Below are 21,242 nucleotides of genomic sequence, written 5' to 3'. Positions count from 1 at the left end.
GCACGGAGTGAGTACGGGGGTACTGATCGCCGTCTCCGCGCTGTGGGGCGCGGTGGCGGGAGCCTTGCTGCCGCGCGCCGCCTACCGTTTCTCCGCGCCGATGGGCGAGGCCTGGCGGGACACGTGCCCGCGCGGGCATGCGATCGGTGGCCGGCTCGGCGGCTGGATCGGGTGGGCCCGGTGCCGGGAGTGCGCTGCGACGGAGTCCCGCTACGGCCCCCGTACCCCCGTGACCGCCGTGTCCACCGCCCTCGTCTGTGCCGCACTCGCCGCCGCCACCGGTACCCGGCCCGAACTCGGGGTGTGGCTGCTGCTCGCGCCGGTCGGGGTGCTGCTGACGCTCGTCGACTTCCGGGTGCAACGGCTGCCCGACCCGCTGACCCTGCCCCTGGCGGGCGCCGCGCTCGCGCTGCTGGGGGCCGTGGCGTTCGTACCGGAGCACGCGGGGGACTGGCTGACCGCGCTGTACGGCGCCCTCGCGCTCGGCGGCGGGTTCTTCCTGCTGTTCCTGATCAACCCCGGTGGCATGGGCTTCGGCGATGTGAAGCTGGCGCTCGGCCTTGGCGCGGTGCTCGGGTGGTACGGGTGGGCGACGGTGATGCTGGGCACGTTCGCCGCGTTCCTGTTCGGCGGGTTGTACGGCGGTGCGCTGGTCGTCGGGCGGCGGGCGGGGCGCAAGACGGCGATCGCGTTCGGGCCGTTCCTGCTCGCGGGGGCGTTCGTAGGACTGCTGATCGGGGCGTACGCGGCCTGACGGCGACCTTGTCGGAGGGCTGGCGTAGGCTTGCCGAGTCCGTCCCGAACCTTGACGAAAGGCACGCCCCGGTGACTGAGAAGGCCGACCTTCAGTCCGTCCTCGACCGTGCCGCCGCCGGCGGGCGGATCACCCCGGAAGAGGCCCTCGACCTCTACCGCGACGCCCCGCTGCACGCGCTCGGCGCCGCCGCCGACGCCGTACGCCGCCGTAGGTACGCGGGCACCGAGCACATCGCGACGTACATCATCGAGCGCAACATCAACTACACGAACGTGTGCGTCACGGCGTGCAAGTTCTGCGCGTTCTACGCCGCTCCCAAGGACACCGCCAAGGGCTGGACGCGGGATCTGGACGACATCCTGCGCCGGTGCGCGGAGACCGTCGAGCTCGGCGGCACGCAGATCATGTTCCAGGGCGGCCACCACCCGGACTTCGGCGTCGAGTACTACGAGAAGCACTTCGCGGCGATCAAGGGCGCGTTCCCCCAGCTGGTCATCCACTCCCTCGGCGCGTCCGAGGTCGAGCACATGGCCCGGATCAGCGGGGTGTCGGTCGAGGAGGCCATCACCCGGATCCACGCGGCCGGCCTCGACTCCTTCGCGGGCGCCGGCGCCGAGCTGCTCCCCGCGCGCCCCCGCAAGGCGATCGCGCCCCTCAAGGAGTCCGGCGAGCGCTGGCTGGAGATCATGGAGGCGGCGCACAACCTGGGCGTCGAGTCCACGTCGACCATGCTCATGGGCACCGGCGAGACGAACGCCGAGCGCATCGAGCACCTGCGGATGATCCGTGACGTACAGGACCGGACGGGCGGCTTCCGTGCCTTCATCCCGTACACCTACCAGCCCGAGAACAACCATCTGAAGGGCCGCACGCAGGCCACGCTCTTCGAGTACCTGCGCATGATCGCCATCGCGCGTCTCTTCATGGACAACATCGCCCACATCCAGGGCAGTTGGCTGACGACCGGCAAGGAGGTCGGCCAACTCTCCCTGCACTACGGCGCGGACGACCTCGGCTCGATCATGCTGGAGGAGAACGTCGTCTCCTCCGCCGGCGCCAAGCACCGCTCCAACCGCATGGAGATCATCGACCTGATCCGCAAGGCGGGCCGCGTCCCCGCCCAGCGGGCCACGACGTACGAGCACCTCGTCGTCCACGACGACCCGGCGAACGACCCCGTCGACGAGCGGGTCATGTCCCACATCTCCTCCACCGCGATCGCCGGCGGCACGGCCCACCCCGAGCTGAAGCTCCTCGCTTCCAACTGACGCCCCTGTGCTGACGATCCACACGGCGGACGAAGGCGACGCGGTCGCGGTCGAGGGCGCCCGGATCGCGGGCGTGGGAACGCTGGCGGAGGTCCGGGCACGGTTTCCCGACGCCCGGGTACGGACCTGGCCGGGCGTCCTGGGCCCGGCCCGCATCCACGAGGGCCCGCTGCCGGATGCCCCTAGCCCGAGGGAACGTATCCACGGGGTCTTGAAGTCGGGCGCGACGGCGGTCTTGGAGCGGTACGTCGACTCACCCGAGCTGCGGGCGGCGGCGGGCCGGAACGACGTGCGGGTCCTTTCGGCAACGCATACCCCGGTCCTACAGGAGCAGGGCCGCGCCGACTTGGCGGTACTGGACGAGACCGGCGCCTGCATCGCGACAGTATGCGCAGGCCGACTGGTGCACCGGCGGCGCTAGCAACGCCCCTGCTTTTGGCCCACGATCCCACCCAGCGTCACCCCGCGAACGCCTCCCCGAACGCCCCCGCGTCCTGGGTCACCCCACTGCAATCAGTCGCCGCATCGTCAGCCCCGGCGGAGCCGTCCTCACACTGCTGATCGCGGAACGTCGACCACATGGAAACCCACGCGATCTCCTTCTCCTCCGCGAACGCCCGGACATCCGCCGCGTCCGAGAGGGAAAGCGTCTCCCCGGCCACGTCGTTGACCCCGATCATCGAGGTCAACGCCATCCCCCGCCAGGCATCCGCATCGGACAGCCCGAACACCTTCTCCAACTGCGTATGCGCGGCCTTCGCCGAAGTCACCGCATAGTCCCCCATGTCGGCGTCGTACGACTCCCCGTAGTTCATGGTCATGAGATTCACCGTGGACACCTGAACGTCGTACTTGTTCGCCGACTCCAGCAGAGCGACCCCGTCGGAGTCGAGCCCGCTCGGCATCACGGGAAGCGTGAACGTCACCTGAAGGCCGCTCCGTTCCTTCTGCAGCAACGCAATCGCCTCCGACCGCAGAGCGACCCCGTCGGAGTCGCTCAACTCATCGCCCTCGATGTCGAAGTCGGCCTGAGAGGAACCGGCCGCGTCCAACGCCTTCCCGTACGCGGCGGCCAGCGCAGCCGCGCTGCCGCAGGTCGAGGCCAACTCCTTCCCGGAAGCCCCACCGAAGGAGACCCGAACACTCGCACCCTCACCCTTCAGCTCGGAGATCCGAGACGTCACCGCCGAATCGCCGATGGCCTCCGTGCCGTTCCACTCGGGCGTGCACGTACTGCCGGAGGCGATCACGAAGGCAAGGTTGTACGTCGTCGGAGAGCCGGCCGCGTCGTTGTCGGACGCGGTCGTCGCGCTGACGTACGGGGCGTAGGACGTGCTGGACGCTTCCTCGGTCGCCCCCTGGGTCGCCTCCTGCGAGGGGGTCGAACCGGCGGTCGCGGCCTGTTTCGGAGGATCCGACGCCGCGCTGGAGCATCCCGTCGTGGCCAGGGCAAACAGACACGTGACCCCGGCCGCCGGCTTCAGGAAACCCCGCATTGAACATGCACCCGCTCTCGTGATTTCTGTCTCAGGCGTGAAACAAAGTCCCATTCAAATAGAGAACGTCTCACACGGGACTGCTGTTCATGAAGACGGCCAACGTACAGGAAACACATGGGAGATGTGGCGTGAATCGGGTCAATCGGGCGGAATAAATGGGGCATTGGGCGCCTACTCCCTCAGGTGGGACCGTGCAGGCGTTCGTGGAATCTCATAGGCAAGAGACAGGTTATGAGGTCTCTCATATGCGCCTCACAAGAAAACAGAACCCGGACACATAAAGGCTCTCTAATGTCCGGGGAATGCATTCCGAGCCTGCCATCGAAAACCGCGTGACCGTACGCGGTCGCCGCCGCAAACGCGGCAACGAGTCCGCCGAGGGACCCGTGTTCGTTGACAACTCCGGACGCCGCTCGAAGCTGCTGCGCCGGATCGGTCTCTTTGTCAGCGTCCTGTGTCTCGGGTACGCGGCCGTGCTCGTCCTCGCCTTCATGGGCATCGGCACGTCGATCAACCCGTCCTCGCTCCTGCCCTTCGGCACCGGCCAGGCGGGACCAGGGAACGGCGACGCCCCCGCCGGATATCGCCAACAGGGCGGCATCGGCCGTCAGTTGGGCGGCCGTCCCAGCGGCCTCCCGTCCGCACCGCCGTCGGGCATCCCCTCCACGTCCCCCTCACCGACCTCGTCCTCGTCCGCGTCCGCCGCCGCGAACGCCAACTGAGGGGAACGGCACACCCACATGTCCACGACGACGACGCCCTCACGCGGCCGTCGGCGTGCCCCCACCCGCATCGAGCGGGCGGCGGGCAAGGCCGCGGCGTTGCAGAAACCGCGAGTCATCCTCGCCCTGCTGCTCCTTCTCGCGCTGACCTGCATCATGCTGCTCGACGGCTATCTGCGCGCCGAGGTCGGCGGTGACCAGCGCGTGCGCGACGGGGCCAGTTCCAGCAAGGTCCCGGACAAGATCCTCAACGGCGGGCCGATCGTCACCTTCCGGGGCGGCCAGGCCACGACGATCTCCGTACCGAAGAAGACGATCGCGCTCACCTTCGACGACGGCCCGAACCCCACGTACACGCCCCAGGTGCTCAAGATCCTGGAGGAGAACGACGTCCCGGCCACGTTCTTCCTGGTCGGCTCGATGGTCTCGCGGTATCCGAGCATCGTGAAGGACATGGTCCAGCAGGGCAACGAGGTGGGGATCCACACCTTCACGCACGTCGACCTGTCGTACCAGAGCGACTCCCGCATCAAGCGCGAGATGGAGCAGACGCAGCTCGCGCTGGCGGGCGCGGCCGGCATCACGACCACGCTCTTCCGCGCGCCGTACTCCTCGGAGACGGACGCCATCGACAACTACAGCTGGCCCGTCTACAAGAAGCTCGGCGCCGACGGCTACACGAGCGTCTTCGTCGACACCGACAGCGACGACTGGAAGAAGCCGGGCGTCTCGAAGATCGTCAGCTGGGCCACGCCCAAGGGCACGACGGGTGCGGCTGTCCTCATGCACGACGCGGGCGGTGACCGTGAGCAGACGGTCGAGGCGCTGCCGACGTACATCAAGAAGATGAAGGCGAAGGGCTACACCTTCACCACCATCAGCGGGGTCGTGGAGAAGGACGGCGCCAGTAACCGCCGGGCGGCGACAGCCGGTTCGGCGACCGGGGTGCCGGGCGCGGGCGGAGCGGCTGGCGTCGAGGGGAACGTGAGCGGAAACGCGAACGGAAACGCGAGTGCCCCTACCGGCACCCAGGTCGCCCAGGCCCGCCTCCAGGCCGCCCACCGCACCGCCACCGGCACAACCCTCTACGAGGGCAAGGCACTTGTGATGGCCGTCGCCGTCGCCGAGTGGACCGTACCCGCGCTCTCCGTCGGGCTGATCGTCGTCGGCGTGGCCGTCATGGGCCGCTTCGGGATGATGCTGGTCCTCGCCCGGCGCCACTACAGACAGCGCAACAGACGCCGGTTCGGCTGGGGGCCGACCGTCACCCGGCCGGTGAGCGTGATCGTCCCGGCGTACAACGAGAAGGAGTGCATCGCCAACACCCTCAAGTCGCTGGCGCGGAGCACTCATCCGATCGAGGTCATCGTCGTGGACGACGGTTCGACCGACGACACCTCCGAGATCGCCCGCGCCGCGGCCAGGGAACTGGGCATGACGAACGTCCGGGTCATCCGCCAGGAGAACGCGGGCAAGCCAGCCGCTCTCAACAACGGTGTCCGCAGCGCCAGTTACGACATCGTCGTGATGATGGACGGCGACACCGTCTTCGAGCCGGAGGCCGTGCACCAACTGGTGCAGCCCTTCGCCGACCCCGAGGTCGGCGCGGTCGCGGGCAACGCGAAGGTCGGCAACCGCGACACCCTCATCGGGGCCTGGCAGCACATCGAGTACGTGATGGGCTTCAACCTCGACCGCCGCATGTACGACCTGCTGCGCTGCATGCCCACCATCCCGGGCGCGATCGGCGCGTTCCGCCGGGACGCGGTGCTCCAGGTCGGCGGCATGAGCGAGGACACCCTCGCCGAGGACACCGACATCACCATCGCGATGCACCGCGCGGGCTGGCGGGTCGTCTACCAGGAGCACGCCAGGGCCTGGACGGAGGCGCCCGGTTCGCTCAAGCAGTTGTGGTCGCAGCGCTACCGCTGGTCGTACGGCACCATGCAGGCGCTGTGGAAGCACCGCAAGTCCCTCACGGACAAGGGACCTTCGGGCCGCTTCGGCCGGGTCGGCATGCCGCTCGTGGTGATCTTCCAGATCGTCACGCCGGTCTTCGCCCCGCTGATCGACGTGTTCACGGTGTACTCGATGATCTTCGTGGACTTCCGGGCCGCGCTCTACGCGTGGCTCGCCGTCCTCGGCATCCAGCTCTTCTGCGCCGCGTACGCCTTCCGGCTGGACCGCGAGAAGTACCGGTACCTGCTGATGATGCCGCTGCAACAGCTGGCCTACCGGCAGATGATGTACCTCGTCCTCATCCACTCCTGCATCACCGCCCTCACCGGCGGGCGCCTGCGCTGGCAGAAGCTGAAGCGCACCGGCGAGGTCGGAACTCCGGCGGGGGTGAGCTGAGGTGGGTTCGCACAGAAGAGGGGCGCCGGCGAACGCGGCTACGGCTGTGCCTGTTGCTACGGCTGTGCCTGCGGCTACGGTTTCGGCTGAACCGGACGTCCGGACCACCGCCCCGCTCCCTCAACCCCCCGCCCGCGACCGCTACTTCGACACCTTGCGCGCGGTCGCCCTGATCCGGGTCGTCACCTATCACACCTTCGGGTGGGCCTGGTGCGGGATGGTCTTCCCCTCCATGGGCATCATGTTCGGCCTGGCCGGCACGCTCATGGCCAAGTCGCTGGAGCGGCCCGCGGCCAAGGTGCTGAAGAGCCGGCTGCGCAGGCTGCTGCCGCCCTTCTGGTTCTGGGGCGTCTTCGTCGTACTGGCCATGCTGGTGCACGACTGGATGCCGGGCTGGGAGATCGTCTACTGGGTCGTGCCGCTCGGCGACCCGCCGGGCAACGCGTGGGGGCAGCAGGCCTGGGAGATCCTCTGGTACCTGCGGACGTACCTGTGGTTCGTGCTCCTCTCCCCGCTGCTCCTGCGGGTCTTCCGGCTCGCCCCCGTCTTCGTGCTGTTGCTGTCCCTGGCCCCGATCCTGGTCCTCACCTACCTGTGGGCCGGGCCCGACAACCGCTTCGGCAGCGCCCTGTGGGACCTTTCGACGTATCTCTTCTGCTGGCTGCTCGGCTTCGCGCATCGCGACGGCGTGCTGGAGCGGCTGAAGCCGGCGCTGGTGGTCGTCCTCTCGCTCGCCGCGCTCGGCTACGGCGGCTGGTACGCCTTCTCGCAGCAGGGGGAGGTCGGCACGTACGACCTGGACGAGATCCCGCTCGCCCAGGCCTTCTGGTCGGCCGGGTTCGTGCTGCTGCTGATGTGGGCCAAGGCGTACTTCCGGATCGACTTCGCCCGGCTGACCCGGTTCCGGCGGACCGACCGCCTGGTCGCGATCTTCAACGCGCGTGCGGTCACGATCTACCTCTGGCACGAGATCGCGCTGATTCTGGCGGTGCCGCTGATCGACCAGTTCTGGAACGTGCCCGCGTTCGAGAAGTGGCTGCCGCTGGAGAGCCAGTGGTTCATGTTCGGGATCGGCTGGAGCCTGATCGCGGTGTTCGTGCTGGCGTGCGGCTGGGTGGAGGACGTGGCGGCGAAGAAGCGGCCGCGGCTGCTGCCCTCCTGAGCGGGTGGCGGGGGCCGTACTGCAAGAATGGCCCGGTGACCCGCGCCTCCCTGAACAAGCAGCCGCACGAAGTCGCCTCGATGTTCGACGACGTGGCGGAACGGTACGACCTGACCAACGACGTGCTGTCGCTCGGCCAGGACCGGGTGTGGCGCAAGGAGGTGGCGAAGGCGGTCGACGCGCGGCCTGCGCAGAAGATCCTCGACCTGGCCGCCGGTACGGCGACCTCGTCGCTGCCCTTCGCCCGCACGGGCGCGTACGTCGTCCCGTGCGACTTCTCGCTCGGGATGCTCAAGGTCGGCAAGAAGAACCACTCCTGGCTGCCGTTCACCGCGGGCGACGCCACGAAGCTGCCCTTCCGGGACGACGTGTTCGACGCCGTCACGATCTCCTTCGGGCTGCGCAACGTGCAGGACTACGACTCGGCCCTGCGCGAGATGTACCGCGTGACCAAGCCCGGCGGACGGGTCGTGATCTGCGAGTTCTCGCACCCGACCTGGGCGCCCTTCCGCACGGTCTACACCGAGTACCTGATGCGGGCGCTGCCGCCGGTGGCCCGCGCGGTGTCCTCCAACCCGGACGCATACGTCTATCTCGCCGAGTCCATCCGGGCCTGGCCCGACCAGCCCGCGCTCGCCGGTCATCTCCAGAAGGCTGGCTGGACGAAGGTTGCCTGGCGCGACCTCACGGGCGGGGTGGTCGCCCTGCACCGCGGCTTCAAGCAGAGCTGAGCTACGGGGCTTCAGGCAGAGCTGAGCTACGGGGCTTCAAGCAGAGCTGGCTACGGGGCTTCAGGCAGAGCTGACGAAGGCGTACGGGTCGTTTCCGCCCGGCTCGTTCAGTTCGCGCTGCAGTCCGCCGCCGGGCGGCCTGGGCAGGCGCGGCTCGCGCACTCCGCCACCGCCGTCGCCCTCACCGAAGTCGAACCACACGTACACCACGGAGTCCCGGGGCACCTCGGCGTTGGGTTGCGGGTACTGCCGGACGATGTACTCGACCACGGTCTGGTGGAAGTCGGGCCGGTCCGGCGCGTTCAGGAAGAGGCCGGTGTCCTCGGCCGTCCTGCGCGCGTCCATGGCCATCAGACCGACCAGCCGTGGCACTCGCACTTCGGGTGTTTTGGGTGTTAAGCGCACAGATGTCACCCCCAGCGGTACTGGCAGAGTAACCGCCTGGGGGTGGCGATCGGAAGGTCCAAGTGTCTTTCTGTAGCAGTCAGTTACTGTGAGTGACTTTTCGGGATCAGCTACGATCCCGGATCGCGCCGGCGCCTCATGCGTCGGCGCCTCACAGGTCGAGCCGGTAGCAGTGCCCCTCCCGGTCGCTCGACGGCGTCCGGAAGACCTCGTCCAGACGCATGCCCAGCCGTCGCGTCACCGCGATGGACCGCTCGTTGTCGGCGATGACCATCGCCACCACCGTCGGCACGCCCGCCGCCCGCAGCCGCTCCAGGGTCATCTGCGCGGCCGTGGTCGCGTACCCCTTGCCCCAGAACTCCCGGCCGAGACGCCAACCGATCTCGATCTCGCCCTTGGGGCCCCAGTCCTGCGGCCACGGCTGGGCGCCGGTGAAGCCGATCACCCGGCCGGTGTCGTCGACCATGGTCCACAGGCAGAAGCCGTGCTCGGCGTCGTGCCGGCGCTGGCGGGCGGTGAGCTCCTCGTAGACGGACAGCTCCGCGGACTTGCCGCCGTGGAACTCCATCACGTCCGGGTCGTCGAAGATCCGGTGCCAGGCCACGGCGTCCTCGTCGGTGGGGACACGCAGCCGTACGACGGGCAGAGCTCGGTTCACGTTGGCAGCCCTTCAGCCGGGTGATCAATTCTGCTGAATAGACTGCCCTTGTCCAGTGCCCGTCGGCACGCAGATTCCGAACTTGGGGAGATCCCGCCGTGACCGTCGTGACTGAGCCGCTCTCCGAAAACACCGCCGATGTGATCGTCGTCGGCGCGGGGCCGGCCGGCTCCACGACCGCGTACCACCTCGCCAAGTCCGGACTCGACGTACTCCTGCTGGAGAAGACCGAGTTCCCGCGCGAGAAGGTGTGCGGCGACGGCCTCACCCCGCGTGCCACCAAGCAGCTGGTGGCCATGGGCATCGACATCTCCGAGGAGGCCGGCTGGCTGCGCAACAAGGGGCTGCGCATCATCGGCGGCGGCGTCCGCCTCCAGCTGGACTGGCCGGACCTCGCCTCGTACCCGGACTACGGCCTGGTCCGCAAACGCGACGACTTCGACGAGCAGCTCGCCCGCAACGCCCAGAAGGCGGGCGCCCGCCTCTACGAGCGCTGCAACGTCGGCGCCCCGATCATCGACGACCGCACCGGCCGCATCACCGGGGTGCACGCCAAGCTCGGCGAGGACAAACGCGAAGTCACCTTCCACGCGCCGCTCGTGGTCGCCGCCGACGGCAACTCCACGCGCCTGTCCCTGGCGATGGGCCTGCACCGGCGCGAGGACCGCCCGATGGGCGTGGCCGTACGGACGTACTTCACCTCGCCCCGCCACGAGGACGACTACCTGGAGTCCTGGCTGGAACTGTGGGACCGCCGCGGCCCCGGCGAGGACCGGCTGCTGCCAGGCTACGGCTGGATCTTCGGCATGGGCGACGGCACCTCCAACGTCGGCCTCGGTGTGCTCAACACCTCCGACTCCTTCAAGGAGTTGGACTGGCGCGAGGTGCTGAAGGCCTGGTGCGCGTCCATGCCCGAGGACTGGGGCTACACCCCCGACAACATGACGGGCCCGATCCGCGGCGCCGCGCTCCCCATGGCCTTCAACCGCCAACCGCACTACACGCGCGGGCTGCTGCTCGTCGGCGACGCGGGCGGCATGGTCAACCCCTTCAACGGCGAGGGCATCGCCTACGCCATGGAGTCCGGCCAGATCGCCGCCGACGTCATCGTCCAGGCCCACGCCCGCCCGACCCCCGCCAGCCGCGAACTGGCTCTGCAGCGCTACCCGCGCGTCCTCAAGGACACCTACGGCGGCTACTACACGCTGGGCCGCGCCTTCGTGAAGCTCATCGGCAACCCGAAGGTCATGAAGATCGCGGCCCAGCGCGGCCTGACCCACCCGCTGTTGATGAAGTTCACCCTGAAGATGCTCGCCAACCTCACGGACCCGACGGGCGGCGACGCGATGGACCGCATCATCAACGGCCTGAGCAAGGTGGCGCCGAAGGCGTGACCGCCACCGGGAGCGGCACCCGGAGTGTTGCCGGGAGCGGCACCGCGAGCGGCACCGGGAGTGACGCCGCCCGCGGCGACGGCCGGGGTCTGTCAGCCGGGCAGGCCCTAGCTGTTCAGCGCCTCGATGTTGGCGGCGCGGCGGGCGTACACCTCGTCGCGGTGTTCCTCCACCTGCCGTAGCGCGTCCCGGCGTTGGCGCTTGGAGAGCCGGTCCAGGTAGACGTGGCCGTTGACGTGGTCGGTCTCGTGGGCGAGGCAGCGGGCGAAATAGCCCGTTCCCTCGACGACGACCGGCTCGCCGTCCTTGTCGAGGCCGCGCACCACGGCCAGGTCCGGGCGGGGCAGTTCCATGATCGCGCCCGGCACGGACAGGCATCCCTCGTTGTCGTCGAGCAGCCGGCGTCCGGTCGGGTCGAGCGCTTCGAGGACCGGGTTGACGATGTGCCCGACGTGCCGGACCCCGTCGTCGTCGGGGCAGTCGTACACGAACAACCGCAGATCGACGCCGACCTGGTTCGCCGCAAGGCCGGCTCCCTCGGCGACGTACATCGTGAGGAACATGTCGTCGATCAGCGCGGCGAGGTCGGGTCCGAACTCGGTGATGTCCCGGCAGGGCTTGTGCAGGACCTCCTCGCCCACCTCGGTGATGCGTCGCACCGACCCGCGCCGGGCCTCGGGCGCGAGCGGCGGATACGCGTCGACGGGCTTCCCCTGGACGAACACACTGGGCATGGCTGTCTCTCCTGTCGTGTGAGGACGCTGTGGCGGGCGGGAGAGGTCTCGCGACCAGGAGAGGCCTTTACGGCTTCCTGGGCCCTCTCCAGGCCCTCCAGGAGTCATGACAACAGAACGCACCCAGCGGCCGCAGGTGAACACCGGCCGCGCCGACGGATGTTCCTCATCGGCGCCCTGCGGGCGGACGCCGGGAGGGCCGCTGCCCCCGAGCGGCTGCGGCCCTCACAAGCTGTCCGAATCTCTCAGGTTCAGAGCACCCGCACCGCACCGGTCGGCGGGTCGTACGACAGCGGCTTCTCGACGACGCCCGTCGAGGAGTTCTGCGCGCCGACGAACATGCCGCCACCGACGTACACCGCCACGTGGTAGGCGCTGCCCGCGCTGCCCCAGTACAGGATGTCGCCCGGCTGCAGGTTGCTGAGCGACACCTGGGTGCCGGCGGTCGACTGGTCCTGCGAGACGCGCGGCAGGCTGATGCCGACCTGCTTGAAGGCGGTCTGCACCAGACCCGAGCAGTCATAGGCGGACGAACCGGTCGCGCCGGACACGTACGCCTTGCCGACCTGGGCCTTGACGAAGTTGACGATGGTGGCCGCGGAACCGGTCGCCGTCGACGAACTCGTCGTGGTGGTCGAGGGAGTCGAGGCGGCGAGCGTGGTCCGCTGGGTGCTGCGGCTGGCTGCCTCCTCCGCGGCGGCCTTGCGGGCCGCTTCCGCCTTCTTCTTGGCCTCCGCCTTCTTCTTGGCGTCCGCGAGGTCGATCTTGGCCTGCTTCGCGGCCTTTGCGGCGGCCGCGTCACGCTCGGCACGCAACTGGTAGTTCGCGGCTGTCTGCTGCGTGGCATCCGCGGACTGGGCGACCTGAGTGGACAGGTCGGCTGTCAGGGTGGGCAGTTCGAGGGTCTGGGTCACCGGCTCGGCGGCGCTCGCCGAGGCCGACGCGCCCGCCGCTGCCAGACTGAGTACGCCACCGGCGACTCCGGCACGCACCGCGATCGAAGTCGTCGCGTTGCGGCGGGGTTTCCGGTGGCTGCGTATGTGAGCGGTGTGGGACATGAGTCCAACCGGTATCAGGGGCTCCTCCATACCTTCAAGAAACGTGTGGTGCGCCACAATTACTCAATGGGCCCCCACAATCCCGGGCGTGGCGTTCCTTATTGACGCCGTAACGGACATTGCGGGCGCAGCCCGATCGGCCCGTGATCACGCTCTTTCGTCGTTACGCCCGAATTGCCCGCGGCCTACCACTGGTTGAGACAAGTGGCCAAGCCCCGCTCTCAGCCGCCTCTCATGGATGTGGCGGAGGTCACGCAACGGTCACAGCGGCGGCTGCGTCATGCGCGTGCCTCGGTCCTCACCCGCTCGTGAATGTGTGCACGTGTCCACATCGCGCCGCGCGTCTCCCTCTGATGTGTGAATGCCGTCCTCTATCAAGGCGCCCCGTCCAGCACCAATTTGCATGCACGGGAAGCCTCTTGATATGGAGACGCCCGCCCCGAACTGCGCCGACGAGCGGAAATGTCACCTCTGGTGATCACTCGGACGCTTCACGTACGAAGATCACCACTCATCCGACTTCATGATCCTTGGTCAGGTGGTGGAGATCACAAAGCTTGTGCAATACCCCGTGTCGCAGATCACAGAGCGCCGGGCATAAGATGCGAGGCAGTTGGGCTTGTGACCTGCTTCACATGTTCTCGATCTTCGCTGGGACGCGAGGTGTTCGGGGATCCGGTGGGGCGGCAGCGGGCCCGGTGCCATCGCCAGCAGTCAGTGCCGACTGAGAGGAGCGAGGAGCGGTGAACGCGTATGCGCCCATCCTCGTACTGGGAGCCCTCGGGGCAGGCTTTGCGATCTTCTCCGTGGTCATGGCCACGCTGATCGGTCCGAAGCGGTACAACCGGGCCAAGCTCGAGGCCTACGAGTGCGGGATCGAGCCGACCCCCACGCCGGCCGGCGGCGGGCGTTTCCCCATCAAGTACTACCTGACGGCGATGCTCTTCATCGTCTTCGACATCGAGATCGTCTTCCTCTACCCCTGGGCGGTCACCTTCGACTCCCTGGGGATCTTCGGGCTCGTGGAGATGCTGCTCTTCGTGCTCACCGTCTTCGTCGCGTACGCGTACGTATGGCGGCGAGGCGGCCTGGAATGGGACTGAGGGGCCTTTAAAACATGGGACTCGAAGAAAAGCTGCCGAGCGGCTTCCTGCTGACCACCGTCGAGCAGGCCGCGGGCTGGGTGCGCAAGTCGTCCGTCTTCCCGGCCACGTTCGGCCTCGCCTGCTGCGCCATCGAGATGATGACCACCGGCGCAGGCCGCTACGACCTGGCGCGCTTCGGCATGGAGGTCTTCCGCGGTTCGCCCCGCCAGGCGGACCTGATGATCGTCGCGGGCCGGGTCAGCCAGAAGATGGCGCCGGTGCTGCGGCAGGTCTACGACCAGATGCCGAACCCCAAGTGGGTCATCTCCATGGGGGTCTGCGCCTCCTCGGGCGGCATGTTCAACAACTACGCGATCGTCCAGGGCGTCGACCACATCGTGCCGGTCGACATCTATCTCCCGGGCTGCCCGCCACGGCCCGAGATGCTGATGGACGCCATCCTCAAGCTGCACCACAAGATCCAGACCTCCAAGCTCGGCGTGAACGCCGAGGAGGCGGCCCGCGAGGCCGAGGAAGCGGCGCTCAAGGCTCTGCCCACGATCGAGATGAAGGGGCTGCTGCGGTGAGCGACGCGAACGGCACCGCCGGTGCGAACGGTGCGTCGAACGGCGTGAACCCCGAGAAGGACCTCTCCGCCGAGAACCTCCCCGGCCAACGCGGCCAGGGCGGTGAGGAGATCCGCGTCCAGCGCGGCATGTTCGGCGCCAACAGCGGCGGCGACACCTCCGGTTACGGCGGCCTGGTCCGCTCGGTCCGCCTCCCGGGAGCCTCCAGCCGGCCCTACGGCGGCTGGTTCGACGAGGTCGCCGACGAGTTGGAGGGCGCCCTGGAGGAACAGGGACTGGTGCCCGACAACGCGATCGACAAGACGATCGTCGACCGCGGGGAGCTCACCTTCCACATCGAGCGCGAGCACCTGCTGCGCGTGGCCCAGACCCTGCGCGACGACCCGGCCCTGCGCTTCGAGCTCTGCACGGGCGTCAGCGCGGTCCACTATCTCCACGACAAGGGCCGCGAGCTGCACGCCGTCTACCACCTGCGCTCGATCACCCACAACCGGCTGATCCGCCTCGAAGTCAGCGCCCCGGACAGCGATCCGCACATCCCGTCGCTGGTCTCGGTCTATCCGACCAACGACTGGCACGAGCGCGAGACCTACGACTTCTTCGGAATCGTCTTCGACGGTCACCCGGCGCTGACCCGGATCATGATGCCGGACGACTGGCAGGGCCATCCGCAGCGCAAGGACTACCCCCTCGGCGGCATCCCCGTCGAGTACAAGGGCGCCCAGATCCCGGCTCCGGACCAGCGGAGGTCGTACTCGTGAGCACACAGTCACAATCCGCGGCCGCTGCCGCCGCGGCCCGCGAGACCACCGAGGGCACCGTGTACACGGTCACCGGTGGCGACTGGGACGAGGTCGTCCAGTCCGCGGCCCGCGCCGACGACGAGCGCATCGTCGTCAACATGGGTCCCCAGCACCCGTCCACCCACGGAGTGCTCCGCCTGATCCTGGAGATCGAGGGCGAGACGGTCACCGAGGCCCGCTGCGGCATCGGTTACCTCCACACCGGCATCGAGAAGAACCTCGAGTACCGCACGTGGACGCAGGGCACCACGTTCGTGACGCGCATGGACTACCTGACGTCCTTCTTCAACGAGACCGCCTACTGTCTCGCCGTCGAGAAACTCCTCGGCATCGAGGACCAGATCACCGAGCGGGCCAAGATCATCCGGGTGCTCCTGATGGAGCTGAACCGGATGTCCTCGCACCTGGTGTGCATCGCCACCGGCGGTATGGAACTCGGCGCCACCACGATCATGATCTACGGATTCCGCGATCGTGAAATGATTCTCGACATCTACGAGCTCATCACGGGCCTGCGGATGAACCACGCGTACATCCGCCCCGGCGGACTCGCCCAGGACCTGCCGCCCGGCGCGGTGGACCAGATCCGCGAGTTCGTGAAGAAGATGAAGAAGAACCTCCCCGAGTACGACAAGCTCGCCACCGGGAACCCCATCTTCAAGGCCCGTATGCAGGACGTCGGTTACCTCGACCTGGCCGGCTGCATGGCCCTCGGCGCCACCGGTCCGATCCTGCGCTCCACCGGTCTGCCGCACGACCTGCGCAAGTCGCAGCCCTACTGCGACTACGAGACCTACGACTTCGAGATCCCGACCGCCGACACCTGCGACTCCTACGGGCGCTTCCTGATCCGCCTGGAGGAGATGCGCCAGTCGCTCGCGATCGTCGAGCAGTGCCTGGACCGGCTGCAGCCCGGCCCGGTCATGGTCGCCGACAAGAAGATCGCCTGGCCCGCCCAACTCGCCCTGGGACCGGACGGACTGGGCAACTCCCTCGACCACATCAAGCAGATCATGGGCACCTCCATGGAGGCCCTGATCCACCACTTCAAGCTGGTCACCGAGGGCTTCCGCGTCCCGCCGGGACAGGCGTACGCGGCCGTCGAGTCGCCCAAGGGCGAACTCGGGGTGCACGCCGTGTCCGACGGAGGCACCCGCCCCTACCGGGTCCATTTCAGGGACCCGTCCTTCACCAACCTGCAGGCCATGGCGGCGATGTGCGAGGGCGGCCAGGTCGCCGACGTCATCGTCGCTGTCGCCTCCATCGACCCCGTGATGGGAGGCGTCGACCGGTGACCACCAGTTCTTCGGAGCAGAGCGTCAGCCTGGGCATGCCCGAACTGCCCGCGCCCGCCTACCCGGACGACGTCCGAGCCCGGCTGGAGGCCGACGGGCGGGAGATCATCGCCCGCTACCCGGACTCCCGCTCCGCGCTCCTGCCGTTGCTGCACCTCGTGCAGGCGGAGGAGGGCCATGTCACGCGCACGGGACAGCAGTTCTGTGCGGAACTGCTGGACCTGACGACGGCCGAGGTCGCCGCGGTCGTGACCTTCTACACCATGTACCGGCGCAAGCCGAGCGGCGACTACCAGGTCGGCGTCTGCACCAACACCCTGTGCGCGGTGATGGGCGGCGACGCGATCTTCGAGGAGCTCCAGGAGCACCTCGGCGTCGGCAACGGCGAGACCACCGGCGACGGCAAGGTCACCCTGGAGCACATCGAGTGCAACGCGGCCTGCGACTTCGCGCCGGTGGTGATGGTCAACTGGGAGTTCTTCGACAACCAGACCCCCGCCAGCGCCAAGCGCCTCGTCGACGACCTGCGCGCGGGAGCGGACGTCCGGCCCACGCGCGGGGCACGTCTGTGCACCTTCAAGGACACCGCCCGCATCCTCGCCGGCTTCCCCGACGAGCGGCCCGGGGCCGTCGAGGAGAGCGGTGGCGCGGGCCCCGCCTCGCTGGTGGGCCTCCGCCTGGCCAGGGGAGAGACCGCACCCGCGCGCGTGGTGCACCCGCGGGACGGCAGGCCGCAGGACGAGTCGCAGGACGCGGCGGCGCATCACCCGTCGCCGTCGGAGCACCTCAGTTCACACGATGCGCCACAGGACACGTCGGCCTCCGACCCGGCCCATCCGGCCGGGCCCGCCGCCGAGGAGGGGGAGTGATGACCTTGGCACCCGAACTGAAAGACACCAGCCCCGAGAAACTGCTCGCACCCGTGCTGTCGGCCTTCTGGGACGAGGACAAGTCCTGGACGATGGACGTCTACCGAAGGCACGAGGGATACGAGGGTCTTCGCAAGGCGCTGGCCATGTCGCCGGACGACCTGATCGCGTATGTGAAGGAGTCCGGACTGCGGGGCCGCGGCGGCGCGGGATTCCCTACGGGAATGAAATGGCAGTTCATTCCCCAAGGGGATGGAAAGCCGCACTATCTAGTTGTCAACGCCGACGAGTCGGAGCCCGGGACCTGTAAGGACATCCCGCTCCTGTTCGCGAACCCGCATAGCCTCATCGAGGGCATTGTCATCGCGTGTTATGCCATCAGGTCGTCGCATGCCTTCATCTATCTGCGCGGTGAAGTCGTCCCCGTGTTGCGGCGGTTGCACGAAGCCGTGCGCGAGGCCTATGCGGCCGGCTACCTGGGAGAGAACATCCTGGGCAGCGGCCTCGATCTCCAGCTCACCGTGCACGCGGGCGCGGGCGCGTACATCTGCGGTGAGGAGACCGCACTGCTCGACTCGCTCGAAGGCCGTCGTGGTCAACCGCGGCTGCGTCCCCCCTTTCCTGCGGTGGCGGGCCTCTATGCGTGCCCGACTGTTGTGAATAACGTCGAGTCCATCGCGTCGGTTCCCGCGATTCTCAATCGGGGCAAAGAATGGTTCCGGTCGATGGGCAGCGAGAAGTCCCCGGGCTTCACGCTCTACTCGCTCAGCGGCCATGTCGCCAGTCCCGGCCAGTACGAGGCACCGCTCGGCATCACGCTTCGCCAGCTCCTCGAAATGAGCGGCGGGATGCGGCCTGGGCACCGGCTCAAGTTCTGGACGCCGGGCGGTTCTTCGACGCCGATGTTCACCGACGAACACCTCGACGTACCCCTCGACTACGAGGGTGTCGGCGCCGCCGGATCCATGCTCGGCACCAAGGCCCTGCAGTGCTTCGACGAGACGACCTGCGTGGTCCGAGCCGTCACCCGCTGGACCGAGTTCTACGCCCACGAGTCCTGCGGCAAGTGCACCCCCTGCCGCGAAGGCACGTACTGGCTCGTGCAGTTGCTGCGTGACATCGAAGCCGGCAAGGGCGTCATGTCCGACCTCGACAAGCTCAACGACATCGCCGACAACATCAACGGCAAGTCGTTCTGCGCTCTCGGCGACGGTGCCGCCTCGCCGATCTTCTCCTCGCTCAAGTACTTCCGCGACGAGTACGAGCAGCACATCACGGGCCGCGGCTGCCCCTTCGACCCGGCCAAATCGACGGCCTGGGCCGACCGCACGGAGGTGAACGCATGACCGTGACCACCAACGCTCCCTCGGGAGGGGGAGAAGCGGCGGTCCCGCCGGAGGACCTCGTCTCGCTGACGATCGACGGCGCCGAGATCAGCGTGCCCAAGGGCACCCTGGTGATCCGGGCCGCCGAACAGCTCGGCATCGAGATCCCCCGCTTCTGCGACCACCCCCTCCTCGACCCGGTCGGCGCCTGCCGCCAGTGCATCGTCGAGGTCGAGGGGCAGCGCAAGCCGATGGCGTCCTGCACGATCACATGCACGGACGGCATGGTCGTCAAGACCCAACTCAGCTCGCCCGTGGCCGAGAAGGCCCAGCACGGTGTGATGGAGCTGCTGCTCATCAACCACCCGCTGGACTGCCCGGTCTGCGACAAGGGCGGCGAGTGCCCGCTGCAGAACCAGGCGATGTCCCACGGCCAGGCCGACTCCCGCTTCGAAGGAAAGAAGCGGACGTACGAGAAGCCCCTGCCGATCTCGACGCAGGTGCTGCTCGACCGCGAGCGGTGCGTGCTGTGCGCCCGCTGCACCCGCTTCTCCAACCAGGTCGCGGGCGACCCGATGATCGAACTCCTTGAGCGGGGCGCGCTGCAGCAGGTGGGCACCGGCGAGGGCGACCCCTTCGAGTCGTACTTCTCCGGCAACACCATCCAGATCTGCCCGGTCGGTGCGCTGACCTCGGCGGCGTACCGATTCCGCTCCCGCCCCTTCGACCTGGTCTCCTCGCCGTCGGTGTGCGAGCACTGCGCCGGCGGCTGCGCCACCCGCACCGACCACCGGCGCGGCAAGGTCATGCGGCGCCTGGCGGCCAACGACCCCGAGGTCAACGAGGAGTGGATCTGCGACAAGGGGCGGTTCGGCTTCCGGTACGCGCAGCAGCGCGACCGGCTGCAGACGCCGCTGGTGCGCAACCCCGAGGGTGAACTCGTGCCGGCCTCCTGGCCGGAGGCGCTGGAGATCGCCGCACAGGGGCTGCTGGCCTCGCGCGGCCGGACCGGCGTGCTGACCGGCGGCCGGCTCACCATCGAGGACGCCTACGCCTACAGCAAGTTCGCGCGCGTGGCGCTCGACACGAACGACGTCGACTTCCGGGCACGCGTGCACAGCGGCGAGGAGGCCGACTTCCTGGCGGCCCAGGTCGCCGGACGCGGCCGTGACCTCGACGGTACGGGCGTCACGAACACCCTCCTGGAGAAGGCGCCCGCCGTCCTGCTGCTCGGCTTCGAGGCCGAGGAGGAGGCGCCCGGCGTCTTCCTGCGACTGCGCAAGGCCTGGCGCAAGCATGGCCAGAAGGTCTTCTCGCTGGCCACGCACGCCACGCGCGGCCTGGAGAAGGCCGGCGGCACGCTGCTGCCGGCGGCCCCCGGCACCGAGACCGCCTGGCTGGACGCGCTCACGAGCGGGGTCGGCCTGGACGAGATCGGCGCGCGGGCCGCGGAGGCGCTGCGCGCCGACGGCGCGGTCATCGTCGTGGGAGAGCGGCTGGCGGCCGTGGCCGGCGGGCTCACCGCCGCCGTACGGGCCGCGTCCGCGACCGGCGCCCGGCTGGTGTGGATCCCGCGCCGGGCCGGAGAGCGCGGCGCCGTGGAGGCGGGCGCGTTGCCGACGCTGCTGCCGGGCGGCCGCCCGGCCACCGACCCACGCGCGCGTGACGAGGTCGCCGCGGTCTGGGGACTTGCCGAACTCCCGCACCGCTACGGCCGCGACACGAGCCAGATGATCGAGGCCGCCGCCGCGGGCGAACTGCAGGCCCTGCTGGTCGCCGGCGTGGAGGTCGCCGACCTGCCCGACCCGGCACGCGCGCGTGCCGCGCTGGACGAGGTCGGCTTCCTGGTGTCGCTGGAACTGCGGCCCAGCGAGGTCAGCGAGCGGGCCGACGTCGTCCTTCCGGTGGCCGCGGTCGCCGAGAAGGCCGGCACCTTCCTCAACTGGGAAGGCCGGGTGCGGTTCTTCGAGGCCGCGCTCAAGCCCGAGCAGATGACCCGCCACCTCTCGCCCACCGACGCGCGCGTGCTGCAGATGCTGGCCGACGCCATGGATGTCCACCTGGGTCTGCCCGACCTGCGGACCGTGCGCGCCGAGATCGACCGGCTCGGCGCCTGGGACGGGCCGCGGGCCACCGAACCCCTGGAGACCGCGGCCCAGTTGCCGCGGCCCGCCGCCGGGGAGGCCGTGCTGGCCGGACACCGGTTGCTCCTCGACCAGGGTCTTCTCCAGGAGGGTGACGAGGCGCTCGCCGGGACGCGGCACGCCGCCCACGCGCGCGTGTCGCTCGCCACGGCCGCCGAGGCCGGCGTCAAGGACGGCGACACGCTCGCCGTGACCGGACCCGCCGGAGCCGTCGAACTCCCGCTGCGCGTCACGGAGATGCCCGACCGGGTGGTCTGGCTCCCGCTGAACTCCGTGGGCGGGGGCGTCGCCTCCGACACCGGGGCGCGTCCCGGCTCCCTCGTCCGCATCGGCCCGGCGACGTCCGTCGGCGAGGCCCCCAAGGAGGTGGAGTCATGAGCCCCCACGGCAT

20 protein-coding genes are annotated in these 21,242 nt (G+C 69.0%); 15 read left to right on the top strand and 5 right to left on the bottom strand.

From position 1 onward, the window contains the following. Positions 1-7 precede the first annotated feature (7 nt). The 3 genes from ACIQI8_RS23230 (at position 8) to ACIQI8_RS23220 (ending at position 2,446) form a co-directional block, all read left to right on the top strand. Positions 8-754 (top strand): prepilin peptidase, encoded by a 747-nt coding sequence (locus ACIQI8_RS23230; RefSeq protein WP_402353604.1) that lies wholly within the window; start codon positions 8-10, stop codon positions 752-754. 71 nt (positions 755-825) lie between these two features. Continuing rightward, positions 826-2,025, top strand: a complete 1,200-nt coding sequence (gene mqnC, locus ACIQI8_RS23225; protein WP_402353602.1) for a cyclic dehypoxanthinyl futalosine synthase — start codon at positions 826-828, stop codon at positions 2,023-2,025. Positions 2,026-2,032: 7 nt separating this feature from the next. Next, on the top strand, positions 2,033-2,446 hold the full coding sequence (locus tag ACIQI8_RS23220) for an imidazolonepropionase-like domain-containing protein (RefSeq protein ID WP_402353599.1): 414 nt from the start codon (positions 2,033-2,035) through the stop codon (positions 2,444-2,446). 37 nt (positions 2,447-2,483) lie between these two features. Here ACIQI8_RS23220 and ACIQI8_RS23215 read toward each other — a convergent pair whose 3' ends face one another. Then, positions 2,484-3,521, bottom strand: coding sequence for a chitinase (locus tag ACIQI8_RS23215; protein WP_402353596.1), 1,038 nt, complete (start codon positions 3,519-3,521; stop codon positions 2,484-2,486). A gap of 335 nt (positions 3,522-3,856) precedes the next feature. Here ACIQI8_RS23215 and ACIQI8_RS23210 point away from each other — a divergent pair, with 335 nt between their 5' ends. The 4 genes from ACIQI8_RS23210 (at position 3,857) to ACIQI8_RS23195 (ending at position 8,494) form a co-directional block, all read left to right on the top strand. After that, positions 3,857-4,246, top strand: a complete 390-nt coding sequence (locus ACIQI8_RS23210; RefSeq protein ID WP_402353593.1) for a hypothetical protein — start codon at positions 3,857-3,859, stop codon at positions 4,244-4,246. An 18-nt stretch (positions 4,247-4,264) separates the two neighbouring features. After that, complete coding sequence (locus ACIQI8_RS23205; protein ID WP_402353590.1) at positions 4,265-6,601, top strand: bifunctional polysaccharide deacetylase/glycosyltransferase family 2 protein; 2,337 nt, start codon at positions 4,265-4,267, stop codon at positions 6,599-6,601. A 64-nt stretch (positions 6,602-6,665) separates the two neighbouring features. Further along, on the top strand, positions 6,666-7,763 hold the full coding sequence (locus tag ACIQI8_RS23200) for an acyltransferase (RefSeq protein ID WP_402353587.1): 1,098 nt from the start codon (positions 6,666-6,668) through the stop codon (positions 7,761-7,763). 35 nt (positions 7,764-7,798) lie between these two features. Next, positions 7,799-8,494 (top strand): demethylmenaquinone methyltransferase, encoded by a 696-nt coding sequence (locus ACIQI8_RS23195; RefSeq protein WP_402353584.1) that lies wholly within the window; start codon positions 7,799-7,801, stop codon positions 8,492-8,494. 60 nt (positions 8,495-8,554) lie between these two features. Here ACIQI8_RS23195 and ACIQI8_RS23190 read toward each other — a convergent pair whose 3' ends face one another. Together ACIQI8_RS23190 and ACIQI8_RS23185 are read right to left on the bottom strand one after the other, a co-directional pair. Continuing rightward, complete coding sequence (locus tag ACIQI8_RS23190) at positions 8,555-8,872, bottom strand: PASTA domain-containing protein (RefSeq protein WP_402353581.1); 318 nt, start codon at positions 8,870-8,872, stop codon at positions 8,555-8,557. Between the two features lie 178 nt (positions 8,873-9,050). Beyond that, complete coding sequence (locus ACIQI8_RS23185; protein WP_402353578.1) at positions 9,051-9,557, bottom strand: GNAT family N-acetyltransferase; 507 nt, start codon at positions 9,555-9,557, stop codon at positions 9,051-9,053. 98 nt (positions 9,558-9,655) lie between these two features. Between ACIQI8_RS23185 and ACIQI8_RS23180 the strand changes: the two genes are divergently transcribed. After that, entirely contained in the window at positions 9,656-10,951 is a 1,296-nt protein-coding gene (locus ACIQI8_RS23180) for a geranylgeranyl reductase family protein (RefSeq protein ID WP_123998424.1), read from the top strand. A gap of 107 nt (positions 10,952-11,058) precedes the next feature. Here ACIQI8_RS23180 and def read toward each other — a convergent pair whose 3' ends face one another. Together def and ACIQI8_RS23170 are read right to left on the bottom strand one after the other, a co-directional pair. Beyond that, positions 11,059-11,685 (bottom strand): peptide deformylase, encoded by a 627-nt coding sequence (def, locus tag ACIQI8_RS23175; RefSeq protein ID WP_402353574.1) that lies wholly within the window; start codon positions 11,683-11,685, stop codon positions 11,059-11,061. A gap of 251 nt (positions 11,686-11,936) precedes the next feature. Continuing rightward, a complete protein-coding gene (locus ACIQI8_RS23170) occupies positions 11,937-12,743 on the bottom strand; it encodes a C40 family peptidase (RefSeq protein WP_402353571.1) in 807 nt (268 codons plus the stop codon). 743 nt (positions 12,744-13,486) lie between these two features. On the opposite strand from ACIQI8_RS23170, the gene ACIQI8_RS23165 reads away from it, so the two are divergent. The 7 genes from ACIQI8_RS23165 to ACIQI8_RS23135 are packed head-to-tail and all read left to right on the top strand — an operon-like array spanning position 13,487 to position 21,229. Next, on the top strand, positions 13,487-13,846 hold the full coding sequence (locus tag ACIQI8_RS23165; RefSeq protein ID WP_030379754.1) for an NADH-quinone oxidoreductase subunit A: 360 nt from the start codon (positions 13,487-13,489) through the stop codon (positions 13,844-13,846). Positions 13,847-13,860: 14 nt separating this feature from the next. Continuing rightward, positions 13,861-14,415 (top strand): NADH-quinone oxidoreductase subunit B family protein, encoded by a 555-nt coding sequence (locus ACIQI8_RS23160; RefSeq protein WP_043442859.1) that lies wholly within the window; start codon positions 13,861-13,863, stop codon positions 14,413-14,415. Next, the gene (locus tag ACIQI8_RS23155) at positions 14,412-15,176 is read left to right on the top strand and encodes an NADH-quinone oxidoreductase subunit C (protein WP_402353567.1); all 765 of its coding nucleotides are present in this window, start codon (positions 14,412-14,414) and stop codon (positions 15,174-15,176) included. Before ACIQI8_RS23160 ends, ACIQI8_RS23155 begins: the two co-directional genes overlap by 4 nt. After that, entirely contained in the window at positions 15,173-16,513 is a 1,341-nt protein-coding gene (locus ACIQI8_RS23150; protein WP_402353564.1) for an NADH-quinone oxidoreductase subunit D, read from the top strand. The genes ACIQI8_RS23155 and ACIQI8_RS23150 overlap by 4 nt, the downstream gene beginning before the upstream one ends. Continuing rightward, positions 16,510-17,382 carry an NADH-quinone oxidoreductase subunit NuoE gene (nuoE, locus tag ACIQI8_RS23145; RefSeq protein ID WP_402353561.1) on the top strand — a complete coding sequence of 291 codons (873 nt, stop codon included), beginning with the start codon at positions 16,510-16,512 and terminating at the stop codon, positions 17,380-17,382. Before ACIQI8_RS23150 ends, nuoE begins: the two co-directional genes overlap by 4 nt. Continuing rightward, positions 17,382-18,728, top strand: coding sequence for an NADH-quinone oxidoreductase subunit NuoF (gene nuoF / locus ACIQI8_RS23140; RefSeq protein ID WP_402353558.1), 1,347 nt, complete (start codon positions 17,382-17,384; stop codon positions 18,726-18,728). Before nuoE ends, nuoF begins: the two co-directional genes overlap by 1 nt. Further along, complete coding sequence (locus tag ACIQI8_RS23135; protein ID WP_402353555.1) at positions 18,725-21,229, top strand: NADH-quinone oxidoreductase subunit G; 2,505 nt, start codon at positions 18,725-18,727, stop codon at positions 21,227-21,229. Before nuoF ends, ACIQI8_RS23135 begins: the two co-directional genes overlap by 4 nt. Positions 21,230-21,242 lie beyond the last annotated feature (13 nt).

The organism is Streptomyces sp. NPDC092369 (assembly GCF_044755245.1).
Classification (GTDB): Bacteria; Actinomycetota; Actinomycetes; order Streptomycetales; family Streptomycetaceae; genus Streptomyces.
The sequence above is the reverse complement of the archived record's forward strand: the minus strand, read 5'-3'. Positions and strand labels throughout refer to the sequence as shown.